This window comes from Paraburkholderia agricolaris (assembly GCF_009455635.1).
In the GTDB taxonomy this organism is placed as follows: Bacteria; Pseudomonadota; Gammaproteobacteria; order Burkholderiales; family Burkholderiaceae; genus Paraburkholderia; species Paraburkholderia agricolaris.
In genome coordinates, this window is record NZ_QPER01000001.1 from 2,102,538 (window position 1) to 2,119,676 (window position 17,139).

The window sequence follows — 17,139 nt, forward strand, 5'->3', positions numbered from 1 at the left end:
TAAGGATGGCTTAAGGAAGCGTTAAGCTAGCGGGCTGGACAATGCAGGCAAACTGGAAAGAGGAGAGGCCATGCGTCTGCTACTGGTCGAAGACGACACCATGATTGCGGAAACGGTATTGGGCGCCATGCGCCGTTCGGGCTACGCGATCGACTGGGCCGACGACGGCCGCGCGGCGGAATTATCGCTGGGCAACGGCGTGTACGACCTCGTGCTGCTCGATCTCGGCTTGCCGAAGAAAGACGGCATCGACGTGCTCAATGCCTATCGCAAGAGCGGCGGTGCCGCGCCGGTGATCATCCTGACCGCGCGCGACGCGGTCGAAGATCGGATTCGCGGTCTCGATGCGGGCGCCGACGACTATCTGATCAAACCATTCGACCTCGACGAACTGGCCGCGCGAGTCCGTGCGCTATTGCGGCGGCGCACCGGCCAGAAGCAACCCATCTATGCGCACGGCGAACTCACACTCGATCCCGCCGCGCATGAAGTGACCAAAGACGGCGACCTGCTGCCGCTCGTGCCACGCGAATTCGCGCTGCTGCAGGCATTGATCGAAGAACCCACACGCGTGTTCACCAAGGCCGAGCTGGAAGAGAAGCTGTACGGCTGGGGCGAGGAGGTGGGCAGCAACACGATCGAAGTGCATGTGCACAGCCTGCGCCGCAAGATCGGCGCGGAGCAGGTGGTGACGGTGCGGGGCGTGGGCTACCGTCTGAAGAGGTGCTGATGACGTCGATTCGCCGCTGGCTGCTGGGCTGGCTGATTTTCGGGCTGGCCGCGGCCTCGGGCGTGGCCGGCTTCGGCATCTTTCACACCGCGCGGGAGGAAGCGAGCGAACTGTTCGACTACGAGTTGCGCACGGTCGCACTGTCGTTGCCGTCGAATCTGGCCGGTGCGGGCGACGGCGAGCATCGCAACCCCGATCTGGGTGATCTGGCCGACGATCGGGTCGTCATCGAAATCTGGGACCGTTCCGGCGCACTCATTTATCACTCGATGCAGGCGCCGGTATTCTCGCGCTTGCCTGAAGGCTTCAGCACAGTCGAACGAGGCGAGAGCCATTGGCGCACATTTGGGGTGCAGCAGCGCGATCGCTATATCCAGGTCGCGCAGCCGATCTCCGTGCGCGAGGACCTCGCGCTGCAACTGGCGCTGCATACGCTGTGGCCGCTCGGTGTGTTGTTGCCGGTGACGATCGTGCTGGTGTTGCTGGTGGTCGCAAAGGGGCTGGCGCCGATCGGCGGCCTGACGCGCGCGCTCACAACCCGCTCGCTCGATTCGCTGGCGCCCTTGCGTCTGGATGGCAGCGTGCCGGTCGAAATCAAACCGCTGGTGGCGTCGCTCAACGATCTGCTGCAACGTCTGAACGTTGCGTCGCAGGCACAGCGCACGTTTATCGCGGATGCCGCGCATGAATTGCGCTCGCCGCTTGCCGCGCTGAAGCTGCAATTGCAGGCGGCTTCCCGCGACGGCTCGCTGAAGGGCGAGGGGCAAACGCTGGAGCGCGTCGAGGAGCGGGTCAACCGGATCATTCACCTGGTGCAGCAGTTGTTGACGCTCGCACGCGAAGATGCGCATCCGGTAACGTCGATGGTGCCAGTGAGCTTGCGCCGGATCGGCGAACAGGCGGTGGGGGATCTGTCGCTGCTCGCGGAGACGAGGGAGATCGATCTCGGGCTTGAGTGCGAAGACGCTCGCGCGGGCTACGATGCTTATACGGTGCTGGCGGAACCGCACGGGATGAGCGTGTTGCTGGGGAATCTGATCAACAACGCGATCCGGCACACGCCGCCAGGCGGCCGTGTGGATGTGATTCTCAAGCGCGCCGGCGAGCGGGTGGGGTTCGATGTGGTGGATAGCGGCTCGGGGATACCGGAGGCCGAGATCGAGCGGGTTTTCGACCGGTTCTATCGCGGTGAAGAGGCGCGGGGCGAGGGTAGCGGGCTCGGGTTGGCGATTGTGGCGCGGATCGCCGCGCGGCATCAGCTTGAAGTTTCCCTACGCAATAACGTAGGGCGGCCAGGCTTGTGTGTATCGGTTTTTGGCCTGACGGCGCACGAGCCGGTAGCGCCTGTTGCGGTCAAAAGCTGATCGTTTGCCGCCATCGGTGCGCGGCGCATCGCCGGGTGTCGGGAGCGTGGCGCAACACGCTGCTACAATCCTGTCTTTCTCGATTGATTGTGCGCTATGGGTTTCGAACAACTTGCTGAATTGAAGAAGCAACTGGCGGCGGCACGCGCCGAAGCTGCGCCTGCGGCCAAGCCAGTCGCCAAGCCCGGCGCGAAGCCTGCTCGCAAGCCGTCGCCGCCGCGCCGTGCCGCGCCCGCTCACAAGCATCAGGCCGACGCCAGACCGGCGGCCGAAGCAAAGCCTGCGGCTGACGCGAGGCCTGTGGATCCGGTGGTGAAATCGATCGGGAGACTGCAAAAGCGTTTTCCCAATGTGTTCCCGAAGAACCCGGCGCCCAAGCTCCCGCTCAAGGTCGGCATCTTCGAGGACCTCGTGGTTCACGCGAAGGATCTGTCGCTGAGCGAAACCGAATTGCGCGATGCGATCAAGACGTGGTGCCGTGGCAGCCGCTACTGGAAGTGCCTGGTCGAAGGCGCCGCGCGGGTCGATCTGACGGGCGCTGAAGCGGGCAAGGTAACGGCGCAGGAAGCAGCCGGCGCGCAGCGTCTGCAGGCGCATCGTGCGGGCCGGGGCGCGGCGAAAGCAGCGGCCTCGGCGGCTGCAACATCTGCCGATGCCTCGGTTGCTGCGGATGCTACAGATGCCGCAGCGCAGGCAGCGTCCGCTGCGCAAGCTGGCGTGCCAACGCAGCCGGAGCAGACCACTTCGGCAGACACCCCGGCCGCAGAATCGGCAACGCCGCCGGCAGCCCCGTCGGCCTCCGCCGAAGCGTAAGACGCCAGCCGCCCCGCCTAGGGGCGGCTGCCTTGTGCCGCCGCCAGCCGGCTGCGCACAAAGCCGACGTGCTCGCGCAGCACATAGAACGCGTCGGCGTATGCAAGCGGCATACGCAAGCGATCAAGCGACGCCTCGATATCGTCGAGTTCCACGAAAAGCTGTTTGCGCTCCGTCTCGGTCGAGTCGGTGAGTGCATCGCGTTCGATTGCAATCAGCGCCCCGTAATAGCGATAAATGCGCGAGCGTACGCGCCACCGGTAAAGCGCCGGGATCAATCGCATTGCCGGAAACAGCAGCACTGCCATTGGCAGCAACAGAACCAGCGTGCGGTCGCCGATGCTGGCGAGCCAGAACGGCAGCGTCCGGTATAGAAAACTCTTGCCGGTCTTGTAGTAGCGCTGTGCGTCTTCGCTGATCTGATATTCGTGGGCAACCGGACTCGGGAATTCCCCCGCGTGCTGCAACAGCCCTGGCATGCCGTGTACCTCCTGCGCGGCCTCGATCAACAAATCGGAAATGGCCGGATGCAGACCGGTCCGGGCCACCAGTTCGGCTGTCGGACTGATCAGATGGATGGTGTCGGGTGGAATTCTGCGCTTGAGATCCAGCACGCCGGGCGGCAGATCGATCTCGTCGAGATAGGGGAAGAGGCGCGTATAGGCGCTGGCCTCATCGAAATTCATCACCGAGATGCCGGGTACTTTCAGGAGCCGCAGCATCAGGCCGCGGGTGGCCGAATCACCGTTCAGGATCGCGGCGTCGACCTCGCCCGCCACGAGTTGGGTGGCGGCTTGCATGCCGTCGCTGGGCACCAGCCTGGTGTCGCCGCCTGGCGCGATGCCGTTTGCTTCCAGCAGTTTGAGAGAGAGCAGACGTGTGCCGCTGCCTTCACGGCCGATTGCAATCCGTTTGCCTTCCAGTTCTGAAAGCTCGCTGAGCCCTGTGCCGCGATAGAACACCACGACGGGAACATAGAACACGCTGCCGAGCGACATTAGCGATGACGTATCGAGCCCATCGGCGACGCCGCCTTGCACGAGTGCGAGATCGACGTGTTGTTTCGGGTCTAGCAGACGATGCAGGTTCTGCACCGAGCCATCGGATTCCAGCACCTTGAGCGTGATGCCGTTGCGGGCGAGGATCTTTTTGTACTGATCCGCGGTGGCGAGGAACGAACTGTCGTGGGGCCCTGCGCTCATCGTGATGGTTTTCGGCGGTGCCGGATCGACCAGCCAGACGATGAGGGTGACCATCAGCACGACGATCACGGCCACGACGATGTATGACACGGTGTGATCGCGCCACTCCGCATGCGATGGATCGCCGGGCAAGTGTGGCAGACGCGGGCGATGCGCTTTCATGGGCACTCCGTACCAGGAGCCGGGACGAGGCATTGTCGGCGAGGACACATAGGCCACGCCTCGACACGTGACCGTCATTTGTTCGCGGCGTGCATACAGCGAAAGCAAAATGCAAGATTAAAATTACTCAACGCATTCCAAATACAGTATGCCGCATCGAACCGAGCCGCAGGGAGCGGCCCCACACGGCCATATGCACAACCCGCGGCGATTGCAACCTGTGCCCCCCACGCACTAACGGCATAACGGGACGAAGTACCGCCACGGCGCGCGCAGCGCCGCCGGAGGTATGACGCCCTTGTCACCAGGGCTGAATGCGAGAACACAGATTCCAGATGCACCACTACCGCGGCTGTGCGGGGGACCCGCTTATGAGCTAGCGGGGTGAGCCGCTTTCTTTGCTTATCTTTCTTTGCGGCGGTGTATAGACCGGAGACATGGTTGACAAACGTGCGGAGACATCATTGACACTTTATGGTCAGTGATTGTCGCTCCTCAGGTCAAGGGTGAGGATGCGGTGATGGGCAAACCAGAATTCAAATACGCCGTCTTCGCCCGGCTTTGCGCGTGCCGCAACCGGCAGTCCATAAAGTGCATTCGAGACCTTGAGGTGCCGTCCTTCAAAGCGTAGCCGGCCATCCGATTTAACCAGCAGCACCACGTCATCCGGGCCGTACTCCGGCTCCGGCAGGATCGATGGATACGCCCGGGGGCTCGGCCGGTAACGGCTGATGGGCGTGTCCATGCCGATCGCCTCATGCGGGCGCTCGCAGTTATATACGGTGCGCCAGCGGTCCAGTTCCTGTTGCACGTGCTGCTGGGTAGCGAAGCTTCGTCCGTTCAGTACTTCAGCCTTCAGCGTACGGTGAAACCGCTCGTCCTTGCCGTTGGTCTGCGGGTGGTAAGGCCGGCTGTAACTGATGCGGATACCCAGCCGGATCAGCCAGACGGCCAGCTCGGTGAGCTGACCCGGACTGCCAGGCGAACCCCACGGCGAGCCGTTATCGGTATTGATGCGTAACGGCAGGCCATAGTGTCCAAACGCCTCCCGTAATCCTGTCTGCACGGTAGCGGTGTCGGTGGGTCCACAGGCGCGCAGCAGGATGCTGAAGCGCGAGTGGTCGTCGAGTACCGTCAGGGGGCTGCAGCGCTCCTTCCCGAGGGTCTCAAAGTGCCCCTTGAAGTCCATCTGCCAGAGTACGTTAGGCTGCTCGTGCTCAAAGCGCTTCCAGGGTTGGCTCATCGCTGAATCGGCCGGCAGGATCAGGTTGTGCCGGTGCAGGATGTCGGTCACGGTGCTGGGCTGCGGCACCGCCTCAAGGCCCAGATCACGCAGGCGCCGGCTGATCTTGCGGCCGCCCCAGCGCGGATGGGCCTGGCGCAGCCGTACCACTTCCTGCTCCATCGCAGTGGGGGTCTTCGACGGACTGCTGAGCGGGCGTCGGGATTGATCTGCCAGCGCATGCTCGCCGCGATGGAGCCATTTGTAGCCGGTCTGCCGGCTGATGTTAAAGCGCTGGCACAGCTCGGTCATCGTCAGCGTGTCCTGACTGGCCAGATGAACAAATTCCTGTCGGAGGCTCATAGTGTCTCTTGCGTTCCAGGGCATGGTCGGGACCGGGTGTTTTAGTACCCGGAAGTGTCAACCATGTCCCCGCACACCTGTCAGCTATGTCTCCGGTCTATACACGGCGGCAAAGAAAGTAAGTGCCGCCCCGCACAGGGGCAACGCTAATAGACCACTAACACAGCAAGGAAAGGCCAAAGGCCAAAAGACCAACACCACGACCACAAAAAAATTCAAAACTTATGCCGCATCCCAATCCTCACAACAGCCTGCTTATCATCAGCCGACGCAGAAGGCCCATTAACAGCGGCCACAGCCTGCCGCCCAGTCGAATCCGTGCCGGAGGCCTTCTGATAAACCCCAATCAGATACACATCGGTACGCTTCGAAACAAAGTAATCGACCCCCGAAGCGACCTGCTGATAGGTCGCCCCCGTCAGCCCCTTAACTGAACTTCCCTTCGTATAGTCATACGCCACACCGCACAGCAGATCAGGCGTGATCTGATACTTGAAACTCACTTCCGCATTATTCAACGTGGAATTGCCACTCAACCCGGCAGGATTCGGCCCCGAAGCAAGATCCCCGAGATCGCGAAAACTCGTATTCGAATACGTCGCGCCGAACGTAGCGGCACCGAACAGATAAGACGCCCCAGCACCAATCACATGCAGCGATTTCGCCGACGCGTATCCGGAATAGACCGGCGACACCATATTGCTGCCAGGCAGGCCATTCACGCTAGCCGCGGGACTACCGGTACTGCCGAAGAACGACGTGTTCGGATTGGCGACATCGAGATAACCGACACCAAGCGCCAACGGTCCATTCACATACCCGGCCGACACCGACCAGATCCGGTTACGCGAGAAGTCGCCCGCCACGCCGCCCAGGCTGTACATGCCTTCAACCGTCAATCCGCCATAAGTGTTGCTGGTGAACTTGATCGCATTGTTCGTCGAGTTCGTGTTGTTGAAGTTGTCGAGATCGCCGGGATGCGCAACCATATAGCCACCCCACTGATCGCCGACCTCGAACGGTCCAAGGATATCGACGTTCGTATCGTATTGACGGCCGAGCGTCACCGTGCCGAACGGACCCGACAAACCCACCCAGGCCTTCTTGCCGAACAGCAGTCCCCCCTGGCCGAGCTTGCCGGTGCTGGCGTCGAACCCATTCTCCAGCATGAAGATCGCTTTCATGCCGCCGCCAAGGTCTTCCACGCCGCGCATGCCCCAGCGGCTTTGCTGCATCACGCCGCTGAGCAGGCGAACCGCGCTGTGACCCGAGATGCTGCCGTTGGCGTTGACCGTCGCCGCGTTGCTCGTATAACTCACCCCTTCATCGATAATGCCGTATAGCGTGACGGCACTCTGTGCATGAACCACGGCCGGAAAGGGGGCGGCGAGGCATACTGCCAGTAGCGTTTTTTTCATGTGGTCTGACGCTCAAGTTAGAGAAGTGCGAAAAGTGACGGACGTGTGGGCTCCCGCGAGCCACGCGTTGTTTGCCTGCCAGCAGCCGGCGGCGAAACCGGCTACTGGAAAAAACTCAGAGTGAGCGGCGGTTAATGACGCCCGGCGATAAGCGGCGGCCGAATCCTCTCGTGTGCCGCGGCGGCCTCATAGGCGTGACCGAATTGCAACAGACCCCAGTCGTCGCGAAAGCGTCCGGCGATTTGCAGGCCGATTGGTAAGCCCGATGCGCTAAAGCCGCAGGGCAGAGCGAGTACCGGCGATTCGGTGGAAGACAGATACCAGCAGATGCGCATCCAGTCGATGTACGAGTCGTAGCGTGTACCCATGAATTCTGTGGGCCAGCGCAGATCGGCGTCGAAAGGCAGCATCTGCGTGGCGGGCAGCACGTAGTACGCGTGGTTGTCCATGAAGCGGCGCATGCGCTCGAACAACGCTGTCTTTCGCACGAACATGTCGCCCAGATCCGCTGCGGACAGCGACCTGTGCAGGCGGCACTCGGCTTCGATTTCCGGCTTCAGCTGGGCGCGTGCATCGGCATCGAGCCGGTCGACAAGGCTGCCGATCATCCACGCGCGCTCGATGCGAAACACGTCCTCGGCATCGCCGAGATCGGGGTCGGCGAATTCCACCTCGCAACCCATCGACTCGAAGATCGCCGCCTGTGCCTGCACGGTTCGCTGAATCTCGGGGTCGACAGCAAGACCGGCGAGCTGCACCGACATGGCGATGCGCGTGCCGCGAAAGTCGCGTTGCAATGGCTGCGCGAAACGTGAACCGGGCTCGCTGATCTCAGTCGCAGTTTCGCCGGAAGGACCGGAAATCGCGCTGAGCAGCAAGGCCGTGTCGGCGACATCGCGTGCCATCGGCCCGTCTACGCCGAGCGTCGCCCAGCCGTTCGAATCCGGCGCACGCGGCACGCGTCCCGGTGACGGGCGCAAACCCACCACTGCATTCCACGCGGCCGGATTGCGCAGCGAGCCGCCCATGTCGCTGCCGCAAGCGAGCGGATTCATGCCGCAGGCGACGGAGGCGGCTGCGCCGCCGCTGCTGCCGCCCGCGGATTTGCTCAGGTCCCACGGATTGCGCGTCACGCCAAACACGTCGTTGAAGGTGTGCGAACCCGAGCCGAGTTCAGGCGTGTTCGACTTGCCGATCATCAGTGCACCGGCGGCATCGCAGCGGCGCGCGATCAAGGCGCTGTGTTCAGGCACGTGATGTTCGAAGATTTTCGAGCCGAAGGTGGTGCGCACGCCGCGCGTCGCGGTCAGGTCCTTTTGCGAAACCGGCAGGCCATGCAAGGGACCTTGCCAGACGCCGCGCGCCCATAGCGCGTCGATATCCGCGGCACGGCTTTTCAAGGTGGCTTCGTCGGCGAGGGTGACGAGTGCATTGACCTGCGGGTTCACGGCATTGATACGCGACAGGTGCGCATTCAATATCTCGACGGCACTCACGGCTTTTTTTCGTTGCAGATCGAGCAAAGTGAGGGCGGACAGGTCGCAAAGTTCGCTACCTGCGGCGAGCGGTGCATCGGCATGAAGAGTGTCTGACATGAGAATTTCGTGGTGTTGAAAGGTGAATGACGTGCTTGTGTGCGCCTAGATGTCCTGCCGGGTGCGGTCGGCCACGAACAGCAGCGCGACCAGCGAAAGCACGCCGCAGACGATGACGTACCAGGCGGGCGCAGCCGGATTGCCGGTCGCCTGGATCAGCCATGTCACGATAAATTGTGCAAAGCCGCCGAAGATGGATACGCCCGCGGCGTACGCAATCGAAAGCCCGGTTGCGCGCGTGCTGCGCGGGAACATCTCCGGCAGCATCGCGCCGTTCGCGCCTGCGTTGACGGAATGCAGCGCGGCGAGTGCGCACACCACCAGATACAAGGTGCCCGTCGAAGGCGAATGCTGGATCAGATAGAACCCCGGCAGAATCAGCACGGTCAGAAGCACGCGCGAAATGAAGGCGACGCGTTTGCGGCCGAACATGTCGGACCAGATGCCGCCCACCGGGGACATCACCAGCATCACCGCGCCGGCCAGAATTCCGCACCAGAGCGCGGCGTCCATCGGCAGATGCAGCACCTTGATCGCATACGTCGACATGTAATAGATCACGATGAAATGCGCCGAGGTGCCGCCGACCACCAGCAGAAGGGCCACCAGGACGAGACGCCAGTCCCGTTGCAAAACGGTCTTCAGTACACCGGCGGAATCGCGCGCGGAGTCGGCAGGCGCGTCCGCTTCACCGCCCAGCCGCGAGCGCAGATACAGGCCGAGCGGTGCGATCAGCACACCCGCAAGAAACGGAATGCGCCATCCCCAGGATTCGAGCGACGCCTTGTCGAGGTAGTGCGACAGCAGAAAACCCACCAGCGAGCCGGCCAGCGCCGCTGCACCCTGGCTCGCGAACTGCCAGCTCGTGATGTAACCGCGCCGGCCGGAAGAAGCGCGTTCCGCGAGCAGCGTAGTTGCGACACCGACCTCACCGCCGGCGGAAAAGCCCTGCAGCAAACGCGCGGCGACGATCGCGAGCGGCGCGGCGATGCCGATTTGCGCGTAGGTGGGCATCACACCGATCAGGCCGGTGCCGACGGCCATGGTTACGAGCGTCAGGTTCATCGCTGCAATGCGGCCGAAGCGGTCGGCCAGCACGCCGAATAGCACCCCGCCGAGCGGCCGTGCAATGAAGCCGATGCCGAATGTGCCGACGGAGAGTAATAGTTGCTGTTGCGACGAGGCAAGCGGGAAGAACAGTTTGCCGAACAGCACGGCGAAGAAGCTGTAGACGGTGAGATCGAAGAACTCGAACGCGTTGCCGATGGTAGTCGCGACGATCAGTCCGCGGGTCGATGCGCCGTGCCCCGCACTTTGACTGGCATCGTACAGCGGGGAACTGAGTGAAGATGACTTCATGAACGGGATCCCTCTGGAGGTGAATCAATCCGTGATGCTTCGATAGCACGGCGCACTCGGTTCGAGAGCGCTTCTATCGAGCAGACTATCGAGCAGAGCGCCTTCAATGACGACGACAGGAAAAGTCTAGGGAGTCAAAAAAGCGTTCTGGATTTGCTTTTTCTTATTGTGATAACGCTGGGTTATCGCGCCCGGCTGGGGCTGGCGTCGAGGCTCACGGGTCCGCACGGCAATGGGTATTTGGGAGCATGGCCGGCATGTTTCTCGCGGTGTACCATCGATTCAGGCTGTCAGCCGCTGACTGAAGCTGACCGTGGTCATTTTTCTCTAATCGCTTATCCGGCCGCTTATCCGTGAAATACAACCAGTTGCGCGCATTAGTGGCGATAGCCCAGCACGGCAGCATTCGCGCTGCTGCCAGAACGGTGTGCCTGTCCCAGCCCGCGTTGACCAAGGCGATTCGCGAGCTCGAACAGGAATTGGGCGTGCCACTGGTGTTGCGCAGCGCGCGCGGTGCGCAACTCACCCAGTTCGGCCAGGCCGTGTGTGCGCGCGCAAGACTCATCCTCGCGGAGATGCAGCACGCGAAGGACGATGTGATTCAACTATCCGGTCAGGCGGGTGGTACCGTGTCGTGTGCGGTCACTCCCCTGGTATCGCTCAAGTTTCTGTCGCGCGCCATTCACTCGTTCCGGCAGCGCATGCCGAAGACGCGGCTCTCGGTTCAGGAGGGTTTTCTGACGGCGGCATTGGCCCGCTTGCGCGACGGCTCGCTCGATTTCGTGATCGCTATCGTCGATGAAAAGAAGCTCGCGCCGGAATTCGTGTTCCGCTCGTTGCTCGAAGGCGAGCTGATCATTTCTGCTCGCAAAGGGCACCCGTTGGCGAAGGCCGAATCGATCGCGGAGCTGGAAGGCACGGAGTGGATGTTGAACACCACGCCCGAAAGCATCGGTCAGTCGCTCCAGGATTTTTTTGTGCGGCATGGCGCAAAGGCGCCAAACGTGGTGGTGGAGTGCAGCTCGTTCAGTGCGAGTTTTTCGCTATCGGTGAAAAGCAATCTGCTGTCATGTTGTCCGAAGAGCTTTCTGGAAACCGACTGGATTCGCGAGCGGATCATATCGATACCCGTGCGTGAACCATTGCCGCGCGTGTCGGTGGGCATCATCTCGCGGCGCGACGCGCTGAACACATCGGCCTGCGATTATCTGATCGACTGTTTCGTCGAAGCGGTCGCGGCGGTGCCGTCGTTTCAATTCGATACCGATAGCGCAGGCGTTGTTTGAGCGAGCCACGCGCCATCGTTTCACTCCAATAACCCGGCTGCGCTCACTGGGGCGCCGGGCGCTTGATGCGGTGGAAGTTGCGATCGAAATAGATCAGGCCGTCGCCGTCCGCGCGTACGCTGATACAGGTGGTTTTGACGAACATCACCGAGTGCGAACCCACTTCCTTCAGGTCGACAATCTCACCCTGGAGACTCGCAAGCGCATCGCGCAAGACCGGCACGCCATGCGTGCCGTCGTCCCAGATCGGCCAACCAAAACGTTCTTCCATCGGCACCTGCGTCATGCCTGCGAAATGACGCGCAAGCAGTTCGTGTTCGCCCGGAAGCACGTTGATGCAAACATGACGGTTGCGCTCGAAGGTGGCGTGCATCGCACTCGAACGGTTCAGGCAGACGAGCAGCGTAGGCGGTGTATCGGTGACGGAACACACCGCGCTTGCAGTCACCCCGCAGCGTCCATGCGGGCCGGCCGTGGTGATCACGTTCACGGCTGCGGACAGATGCGCCATGGCTTGACGGAATTGCTGTTTTGTCGCCAGCTCAGTGTCGGCGACAGGAATCGATTGCGGATTCGGCTTCATGGTCTAAAGTCCTCGGGAGTCGCGGCAGGGATCTGGATTCAAGCGTAATCAATCCAGGTGCGGAAAAAAATCCGCGTGAGCGGTGAGCAGGGGCGCGTCTTTCCCAATCTGTCTAAAGCTTTCCCTAATGCGTGTTCGAACCGCGAGCGCGTGAGGGGCAGGCATGGGACATTAATCCGCGCTACAGGGTAACTATCGCTTTGCAGCACTTTTTCCACTGGTTATCATGAGCCGGCATGACGCTTCGAGTCGCACCTTCGAGTCGCACACTCCCGAACCGCTCCGGCTTACTCCATGTCCCACCCGTCTCAGTCCGCTCCGTCCCCCGCACCGATCGTCTACATCGTCGACGACGACAACGGCATGCGCACCTCGCTCGCATGGTTGCTCGAATCGGTGGGCGTGAAGTCGGCGGGTTTCGCCAATGCCAGCGAATTCCTGAGCGCTTTCGATCCTGGCGTGCCCGCGTGTCTGGTACTCGATGTGCGTATGCCGCAGCAAAGCGGCTTCGACGTGCAAGCGGAGCTGAACCGCCAAGGCGCGACGCTGCCGATCATTTTTGTCAGCGGCCACGGCGATATTCCGATGTCGGTGCGCGCGTTGCAAAACGGTGCGATCGATTTCGTCGAGAAGCCGTATAACTCGCAGCAGATGCTCGATCGCGTGCAACGCGCGTTGAAACTGGCCGAATCTCGTCACGCCGCCGACCAGAAGCAGCGCGAGTTGAGGAAGCGGCTGGAATCGCTGACGGCACGCGAAAAAGAAGTGCTGCGCGGCGTGATCGACGGCAAGGGCAGCAAGCGCATCGCCTCCGATCTGTCGATCAGCGTGAAGACCGTCGACGTACATCGCGCAAGCATCAAGGACAAGCTCGGCGCGGCGTCGATCGCGATGCTGGTACGTGACGTGATGGCCGTGTGGGACCAGGACGGATTCAACGCATGAACAAGCCGCCATTCACGTCCCAGCACGCACCGTTGGCAAAGTAAGCATTCTCAGCCGCCAGCATGATCGCGACATCGGCGACATACTCCGCGGAGCCCAGACGTCCCGCAGGGATGTTCGCGATGACTGCCTTCAGCTTGTCGGGTGCGACGCTCTCGTGCACGATCGGCAGATCCATCGGTCCGGGTGAAATCGCATTGACAGTCACGCCCGCTGCACCGAGGTCGCGCGCGAACACCTTGGTCAACGTGATCACGCCGCCTTTGGCCGCCGCATAGTGCGCGCCGGTTGCCGATCCCCCGTTCTGACCGGCCAGCGAGGCGATGTTGACGATGCGACCCACGCCGGCATCGGCGAAATGCTGGCCGAATACCTGGCAGCCGAACAGCACGCTGCGCAGATTCACGTTGATCACCTGATCGAACTGCTCGCCGGTGATCTCCATCACGGGGACGACTTTGGATGCGCCTGCATTGTTGATCAATGCGTCGATGCGGCCCCAGCGTTGCAGGATTGCATCGCGGGCGGATTCGAATGCGTGTTTCGAGGTGACGTCGAGATTCAGCGCGAAGGCGCTTGAACCGTCCGCGCTCAATTCATGGGCGAGGGCTTGCGCGGCGTCGACCGCAATGTCGCCGATCGCAACCGCGTAACCCGCTGCGTGAAAACGCGTGGCAATGGCGGCGCCGAGACCGCGTGCGGCGCCGGTAACGAGTACAACTCGCTTCTGCATTGTTTCTACTCCTTGAGAAAACTGCGGCTTCTATAGCGGCCTGGTGCGTTGCCGGTTTCGTTGGGCGACTTCACGCGGCGAGTGCCGCTTCGAAGCGCGCTGCTATCGCACAGACCTGTTCATCCGCACCTTTGCGTCCGACGATCTGCAAGGCCGCCTTGAGCGGCGAACCGTCGACAGGCAAGGGCAAGCTCAGTGCCGGATGGCCGCTCAGATTGAACGGCCGGATCAGCGACGACATGCCGATGACCGAGGTGCCGCTGCGCACCTCAGCGAGCGTGATGGGCAGCGCGGGCAGCGTGGGAAGAATCAGTACGTCCACGCTTTCGAGCGCGTGATCGACCGCCGCGGTGAATTGCCGTCGTACCGATTCCGCCGCATCGCGTTGCGCGCTTGTCGTTTTAGCCGCGGCGCGCAGCCGTGCGTCGAGGTCGGCGCCGAGCTTGCCGCTTGCCACGAGGTGGCCGAACGCTTGCGAGGTCTCGACATTGATGATCGCGAGGCCCGCTTCGAAGGCTTCGGCAAAGCCCGTGAGTTTTACCGTGTGAGCATTGCAGCCGCTCTGGTTCGCTGCGCGCGCAACGGCGCCGAGGATTGCCGGTGTTGCGTCGACCTCCACGATACCGACGTTGCACATGCCGGTTTGCGGCGCCTGGGCGGCATGCAGGTCGAAGTTGGCGGTGATTGCCTGCATCGCGGCGACGATCATCCGCATGTCGCGCGCGAACGGTCCGACACAATCGAGCGTCGATTCACGTGGCGCCACGCCGCGCCGGGATACGCGCCCGTAGGTCGGCTTCAAACCGATCACGCCGCAACATGCAGCGGGGCCGCGAATCGAGCCGCCGGTGTCCGTGCCGAGCGCGGCATCGGCCAGTTTCAAGCCGACGGCCGCCGCCGAACCGCTCGACGAGCCGCCGGGAATACGCGCGGCGTCCTGCGGATTTTGCGGCGTGCCGGTGTAGTCGTTGATACCGGTCATGCCGAACGCGAGCTCGTGCATATTGGCCTTGCCGACAATATGCCAGCCGGCATCGAGCAATCGTGCCACGACTTCCGCGTGCTGGTCCGCCGGAGGCGTATCGGCCAACGCGCGACTCGCGGCCGTGGTTGCGTAGCCGGCGATATCGATCGTGTCCTTGATCGCGATGCTGGGGCCGGCGCCACCTAACGACAAGGTCTGGATAAACTCATTCATGGATTCGGTTTCCTCGCATTGACTTGCCAGGGCGCATCGAAAAGACGTTCGGTGCGAAAGTGTTTGATGAGCCAGTCGCGGCCGTTACCGGCGGATGCGAAATCCACCTCTAGCCGCGCCGAGATCAATTCTGCCGGCGCGTCGACATAGCCGGACGCCTGCAGCATGATCCAGCGGCCCCTCGCGGTTGTGCCTTGCACCTCGATGGTTTCCGACGTGAGGAAGTGCACATTCACCGCGAAATGCGGCGACGGCGGCAAGTAGCGCGTCAGCATCGCGAGAATTTGCGCGTGGCCGTTGAGGCGGCCGAACTTGCTCGCGTACTGCGGGCCGATGCCTTCCCAGATCGCGTCTTCAGCAAAGAGAGCCGCAAGCGTCTCACCTTCGAGCGCCCCCGAGGGCACATCGCATAGCGCCATATAGCGCGCCATCGTGCGGCGCACCGCGGATTCGGCTTCGAGCGCGGCGAGCCGTTCGGTCAACATGGCCAGCGTAGCGGGCGTCCCGTTCATCGCATCGTGCTCCGGCATTGTCGTCAGGCCGCGTTGGCATGCTGGGGCGGCACGGCCAGCGCGCGGCCGACGCGCGCTTCGATCTTGCCATAGCGCCACAGGTTGTACTCGCCGACCGGGGTAGTGCGAAACAGATTGCACACCGCGACCGTCGTATCGAAGTCGCGCACGTCGGCCATGATGTAGAAGGTCCACGGTGCGTTGTCAGCGCTGCCGACGGTAAGCCGGTCGTCGTCCATGATGCCGAGCACGTCGACACCCTCCATCGATTCGAGCGCGGCCAGCATCTTGCCGTAGGCCTGCCAGACTTCACCGATCTTCTCGCGCGGCAAGTCGAAGAAATTTTGCGTGACGCCGCAGCAGAACAGAACACGCAAGGGCAGCTTCGGGTTATCGGACATTGGGTAGTTCTCCATGAAATCGTTTGAAGGGCAAAGGCGAAAAATAGCTTACAGGTAGCCCGGAATCGGCGGAACGCCGACGAACACCGCGCCGGCGCCGTCGTAGTTGCCTTCGCCGAGAAACGCGTGCTGGGTGACCACCATCGCGTCGCGCAGCAAGCGTTGCAACGGGTGCGTGCGGTAGATCGCCATCGTGCCGCCGAGCCGGTAGGCGCGCTGCACGACCTCGGCGCCTTCGCGGGCGATCTGCGTTGCGGCAAGGCGCAGCAGGCTGGTTTGCTCCGGTGTCACGGGGTTGCCGGCCAGGATCGATTGCCAGACCGTGTCGGTGGCGTCGTAGAAGAACGCACGGGCCGAACGCAATTGCGCCTCGGCTTTCGCCAGTTCGATCCGGTAGTACGCGCGGTCGGCGAGTTGCGGCGCGCCGGTCGTGGTCTTGCGGCCGCCGGCCATCTGGTTGGCGACATCGAGTGCGGCGCGCGCGAGGCCCAGGTTGACCACGGCCAGCACCTGCGCCGCGTAGGCGATCGTCGGGTAGCGATACAGCGGTTCGTCCACGCACGGTTCGCCGCCGCGCACGAAGGTCCAGTCGTCGGCGACGAACTGATCGGTGACGCGCAGATCGTGGCTGCCGGTGCCTTGCATGCCGACCACATCCCAGTTTTCGACGATCTCCACCTGATGCGGACGAAACACGGCGGTGCGAGGTTTGCCGGGTACGCCCGGGGCGCCGGTACTGATGCCCACGCCGAGCCAATCCGCGCCCTTGCAGCCGCTCGCGAACTTCCAGGTGCCGTTCACGCGCCAGCCGCCGTCGGCGGGTTGCGCGGGTTGAACCGGGAAGAGGCCGCCGGCAAACACCTGATCGGGGCCGTCGGCGTAGATGTGCGCCTGAGTGGCGAGCGGCAGCGCCGCGAGATACACGTTGGCCGAGCCGAAACTCGCCACCCATGCTGCCGAGCCGTCCGCGACCGCGATGCGTTCAATCATGTCGAGGAACGCGGTGGGCGCGAGCGCGTCGCCGCCAAAGCATCGCGGTGTGGCCGCGCGATACACGCCCGCCTGTTTGAGTTTTGCAATCAGGTCGCGCGGCACATGTGACAGGCGCTCGAACTCTTCGCGACGCACGGCGATTTCGGCGATGACATCGGCGAGCGGCAAGCGTGTTGCATCGCGGCTGGCGTGCGCGTCGGCGGCAACAGTGTCGGTGGCGGTGTCTGACATGGCGGGGCATCTCCTTGATTCGTTATGGG

16 protein-coding genes are annotated in these 17,139 nt (G+C 62.6%); 5 read left to right on the plus strand and 11 right to left on the minus strand.

The features are described from left to right. Window positions 1-70: 70 nt before the first annotated feature. The 3 genes from GH665_RS09465 (at window position 71) to GH665_RS09475 (ending at window position 2,907) form a co-directional block, all read left to right on the plus strand. Complete coding sequence (locus GH665_RS09465; protein WP_153135634.1) at window positions 71-730, plus strand: response regulator; 660 nt, start codon at window positions 71-73, stop codon at window positions 728-730. Then, a complete protein-coding gene (locus GH665_RS09470; RefSeq protein WP_153135635.1) occupies window positions 730-2,094 on the plus strand; it encodes a sensor histidine kinase in 1,365 nt (454 codons plus the stop codon). The genes GH665_RS09465 and GH665_RS09470 overlap by 1 nt, the downstream gene beginning before the upstream one ends. Before the next feature lie 96 nt (window positions 2,095-2,190). Further along, window positions 2,191-2,907: a ProQ/FinO family protein gene (locus tag GH665_RS09475; RefSeq protein ID WP_153135636.1), complete on the plus strand. Its 717-nt coding sequence runs from the start codon at window positions 2,191-2,193 to the stop codon at window positions 2,905-2,907. Between the two features lie 17 nt (window positions 2,908-2,924). Here GH665_RS09475 and GH665_RS09480 read toward each other — a convergent pair whose 3' ends face one another. The 5 genes from GH665_RS09480 to GH665_RS09500 form a co-directional block, all read right to left on the minus strand. Then, window positions 2,925-4,271: a TAXI family TRAP transporter solute-binding subunit gene (locus tag GH665_RS09480; protein WP_153135637.1), complete on the minus strand. Its 1,347-nt coding sequence runs from the start codon at window positions 4,269-4,271 to the stop codon at window positions 2,925-2,927. A gap of 478 nt (window positions 4,272-4,749) precedes the next feature. After that, the gene (locus GH665_RS09485; RefSeq protein WP_153134442.1) at window positions 4,750-5,880 is read right to left on the minus strand and encodes an IS481 family transposase; all 1,131 of its coding nucleotides are present in this window, start codon (window positions 5,878-5,880) and stop codon (window positions 4,750-4,752) included. A gap of 191 nt (window positions 5,881-6,071) precedes the next feature. Further along, complete coding sequence (locus GH665_RS09490; protein WP_153135638.1) at window positions 6,072-7,274, minus strand: porin; 1,203 nt, start codon at window positions 7,272-7,274, stop codon at window positions 6,072-6,074. 131 nt (window positions 7,275-7,405) lie between these two features. Beyond that, window positions 7,406-8,869 (minus strand): amidase family protein, encoded by a 1,464-nt coding sequence (locus tag GH665_RS09495; protein WP_153135639.1) that lies wholly within the window; start codon window positions 8,867-8,869, stop codon window positions 7,406-7,408. A 45-nt stretch (window positions 8,870-8,914) separates the two neighbouring features. Further along, window positions 8,915-10,228: an MFS transporter gene (locus GH665_RS09500; protein ID WP_153135640.1), complete on the minus strand. Its 1,314-nt coding sequence runs from the start codon at window positions 10,226-10,228 to the stop codon at window positions 8,915-8,917. 353 nt (window positions 10,229-10,581) lie between these two features. Between GH665_RS09500 and GH665_RS09505 the strand changes: the two genes are divergently transcribed. Next, on the plus strand, window positions 10,582-11,514 hold the full coding sequence (locus GH665_RS09505) for a LysR substrate-binding domain-containing protein (RefSeq protein ID WP_153135641.1): 933 nt from the start codon (window positions 10,582-10,584) through the stop codon (window positions 11,512-11,514). Window positions 11,515-11,557: 43 nt separating this feature from the next. Here GH665_RS09505 and hpaC read toward each other — a convergent pair whose 3' ends face one another. Next, window positions 11,558-12,097 carry a 4-hydroxyphenylacetate 3-monooxygenase, reductase component gene (hpaC, locus tag GH665_RS09510; RefSeq protein ID WP_153135642.1) on the minus strand — a complete coding sequence of 180 codons (540 nt, stop codon included), beginning with the start codon at window positions 12,095-12,097 and terminating at the stop codon, window positions 11,558-11,560. A gap of 294 nt (window positions 12,098-12,391) precedes the next feature. Here hpaC and GH665_RS09515 point away from each other — a divergent pair, with 294 nt between their 5' ends. Next, entirely contained in the window at window positions 12,392-13,042 is a 651-nt protein-coding gene (locus GH665_RS09515; RefSeq protein ID WP_153135643.1) for a response regulator transcription factor, read from the plus strand. Here GH665_RS09515 and GH665_RS09520 read toward each other — a convergent pair. The 5 genes from GH665_RS09520 to GH665_RS09540 all read right to left on the minus strand — a co-directional run bounded on the left by GH665_RS09520 (window position 13,032) and on the right by GH665_RS09540 (window position 17,110). Then, window positions 13,032-13,775, minus strand: a complete 744-nt coding sequence (locus GH665_RS09520; RefSeq protein WP_153135644.1) for an SDR family NAD(P)-dependent oxidoreductase — start codon at window positions 13,773-13,775, stop codon at window positions 13,032-13,034. The two genes, GH665_RS09515 and GH665_RS09520, sit on opposite strands and share 11 nt — an antisense overlap. A 70-nt stretch (window positions 13,776-13,845) precedes the next feature. Next, window positions 13,846-14,973 carry an amidase gene (locus GH665_RS09525; protein WP_153135645.1) on the minus strand — a complete coding sequence of 376 codons (1,128 nt, stop codon included), beginning with the start codon at window positions 14,971-14,973 and terminating at the stop codon, window positions 13,846-13,848. Beyond that, window positions 14,970-15,485, minus strand: a complete 516-nt coding sequence (locus tag GH665_RS09530; protein ID WP_153135646.1) for a nuclear transport factor 2 family protein — start codon at window positions 15,483-15,485, stop codon at window positions 14,970-14,972. Before GH665_RS09530 ends, GH665_RS09525 begins: the two co-directional genes overlap by 4 nt. A 23-nt stretch (window positions 15,486-15,508) precedes the next feature. Next, the gene (locus tag GH665_RS09535) at window positions 15,509-15,886 is read right to left on the minus strand and encodes a hypothetical protein (RefSeq protein ID WP_028198661.1); all 378 of its coding nucleotides are present in this window, start codon (window positions 15,884-15,886) and stop codon (window positions 15,509-15,511) included. 48 nt (window positions 15,887-15,934) lie between these two features. Beyond that, window positions 15,935-17,110: an acyl-CoA dehydrogenase family protein gene (locus GH665_RS09540; RefSeq protein ID WP_153135647.1), complete on the minus strand. Its 1,176-nt coding sequence runs from the start codon at window positions 17,108-17,110 to the stop codon at window positions 15,935-15,937. Window positions 17,111-17,139 lie beyond the last annotated feature (29 nt).

Coding starts and splice junctions, on each gene's coding strand:
- GH665_RS09480 (WP_153135637.1), bottom strand. CDS start 4,271: ATGAAAGCGCATCGCCCGCGTCTGCCACACTTGCCCGGCGATCCATCG.
- GH665_RS09500 (WP_153135640.1), bottom strand. CDS start 10,228: ATGAAGTCATCTTCACTCAGTTCCCCGCTGTACGATGCCAGTCAAAGT.
- GH665_RS09530 (WP_153135646.1), bottom strand. CDS start 15,485: ATGAACGGGACGCCCGCTACGCTGGCCATGTTGACCGAACGGCTCGCC.
- GH665_RS09520 (WP_153135644.1), bottom strand. CDS start 13,775: ATGCAGAAGCGAGTTGTACTCGTTACCGGCGCCGCACGCGGTCTCGGC.
- GH665_RS09515 (WP_153135643.1), top strand. CDS start 12,392: ATGTCCCACCCGTCTCAGTCCGCTCCGTCCCCCGCACCGATCGTCTAC.
- GH665_RS09485 (WP_153134442.1), bottom strand. CDS start 5,880: ATGCCCTGGAACGCAAGAGACACTATGAGCCTCCGACAGGAATTTGTT.
- GH665_RS09495 (WP_153135639.1), bottom strand. CDS start 8,869: ATGTCAGACACTCTTCATGCCGATGCACCGCTCGCCGCAGGTAGCGAA.
- GH665_RS09475 (WP_153135636.1), top strand. CDS start 2,191: ATGGGTTTCGAACAACTTGCTGAATTGAAGAAGCAACTGGCGGCGGCA.
- hpaC (WP_153135642.1), bottom strand. CDS start 12,097: ATGAAGCCGAATCCGCAATCGATTCCTGTCGCCGACACTGAGCTGGCG.
- GH665_RS09535 (WP_028198661.1), bottom strand. CDS start 15,886: ATGTCCGATAACCCGAAGCTGCCCTTGCGTGTTCTGTTCTGCTGCGGC.
- GH665_RS09470 (WP_153135635.1), top strand. CDS start 730: ATGACGTCGATTCGCCGCTGGCTGCTGGGCTGGCTGATTTTCGGGCTG.
- GH665_RS09465 (WP_153135634.1), top strand. CDS start 71: ATGCGTCTGCTACTGGTCGAAGACGACACCATGATTGCGGAAACGGTA.
- GH665_RS09540 (WP_153135647.1), bottom strand. CDS start 17,110: ATGTCAGACACCGCCACCGACACTGTTGCCGCCGACGCGCACGCCAGC.
- GH665_RS09490 (WP_153135638.1), bottom strand. CDS start 7,274: ATGAAAAAAACGCTACTGGCAGTATGCCTCGCCGCCCCCTTTCCGGCC.
- GH665_RS09525 (WP_153135645.1), bottom strand. CDS start 14,973: ATGAATGAGTTTATCCAGACCTTGTCGTTAGGTGGCGCCGGCCCCAGC.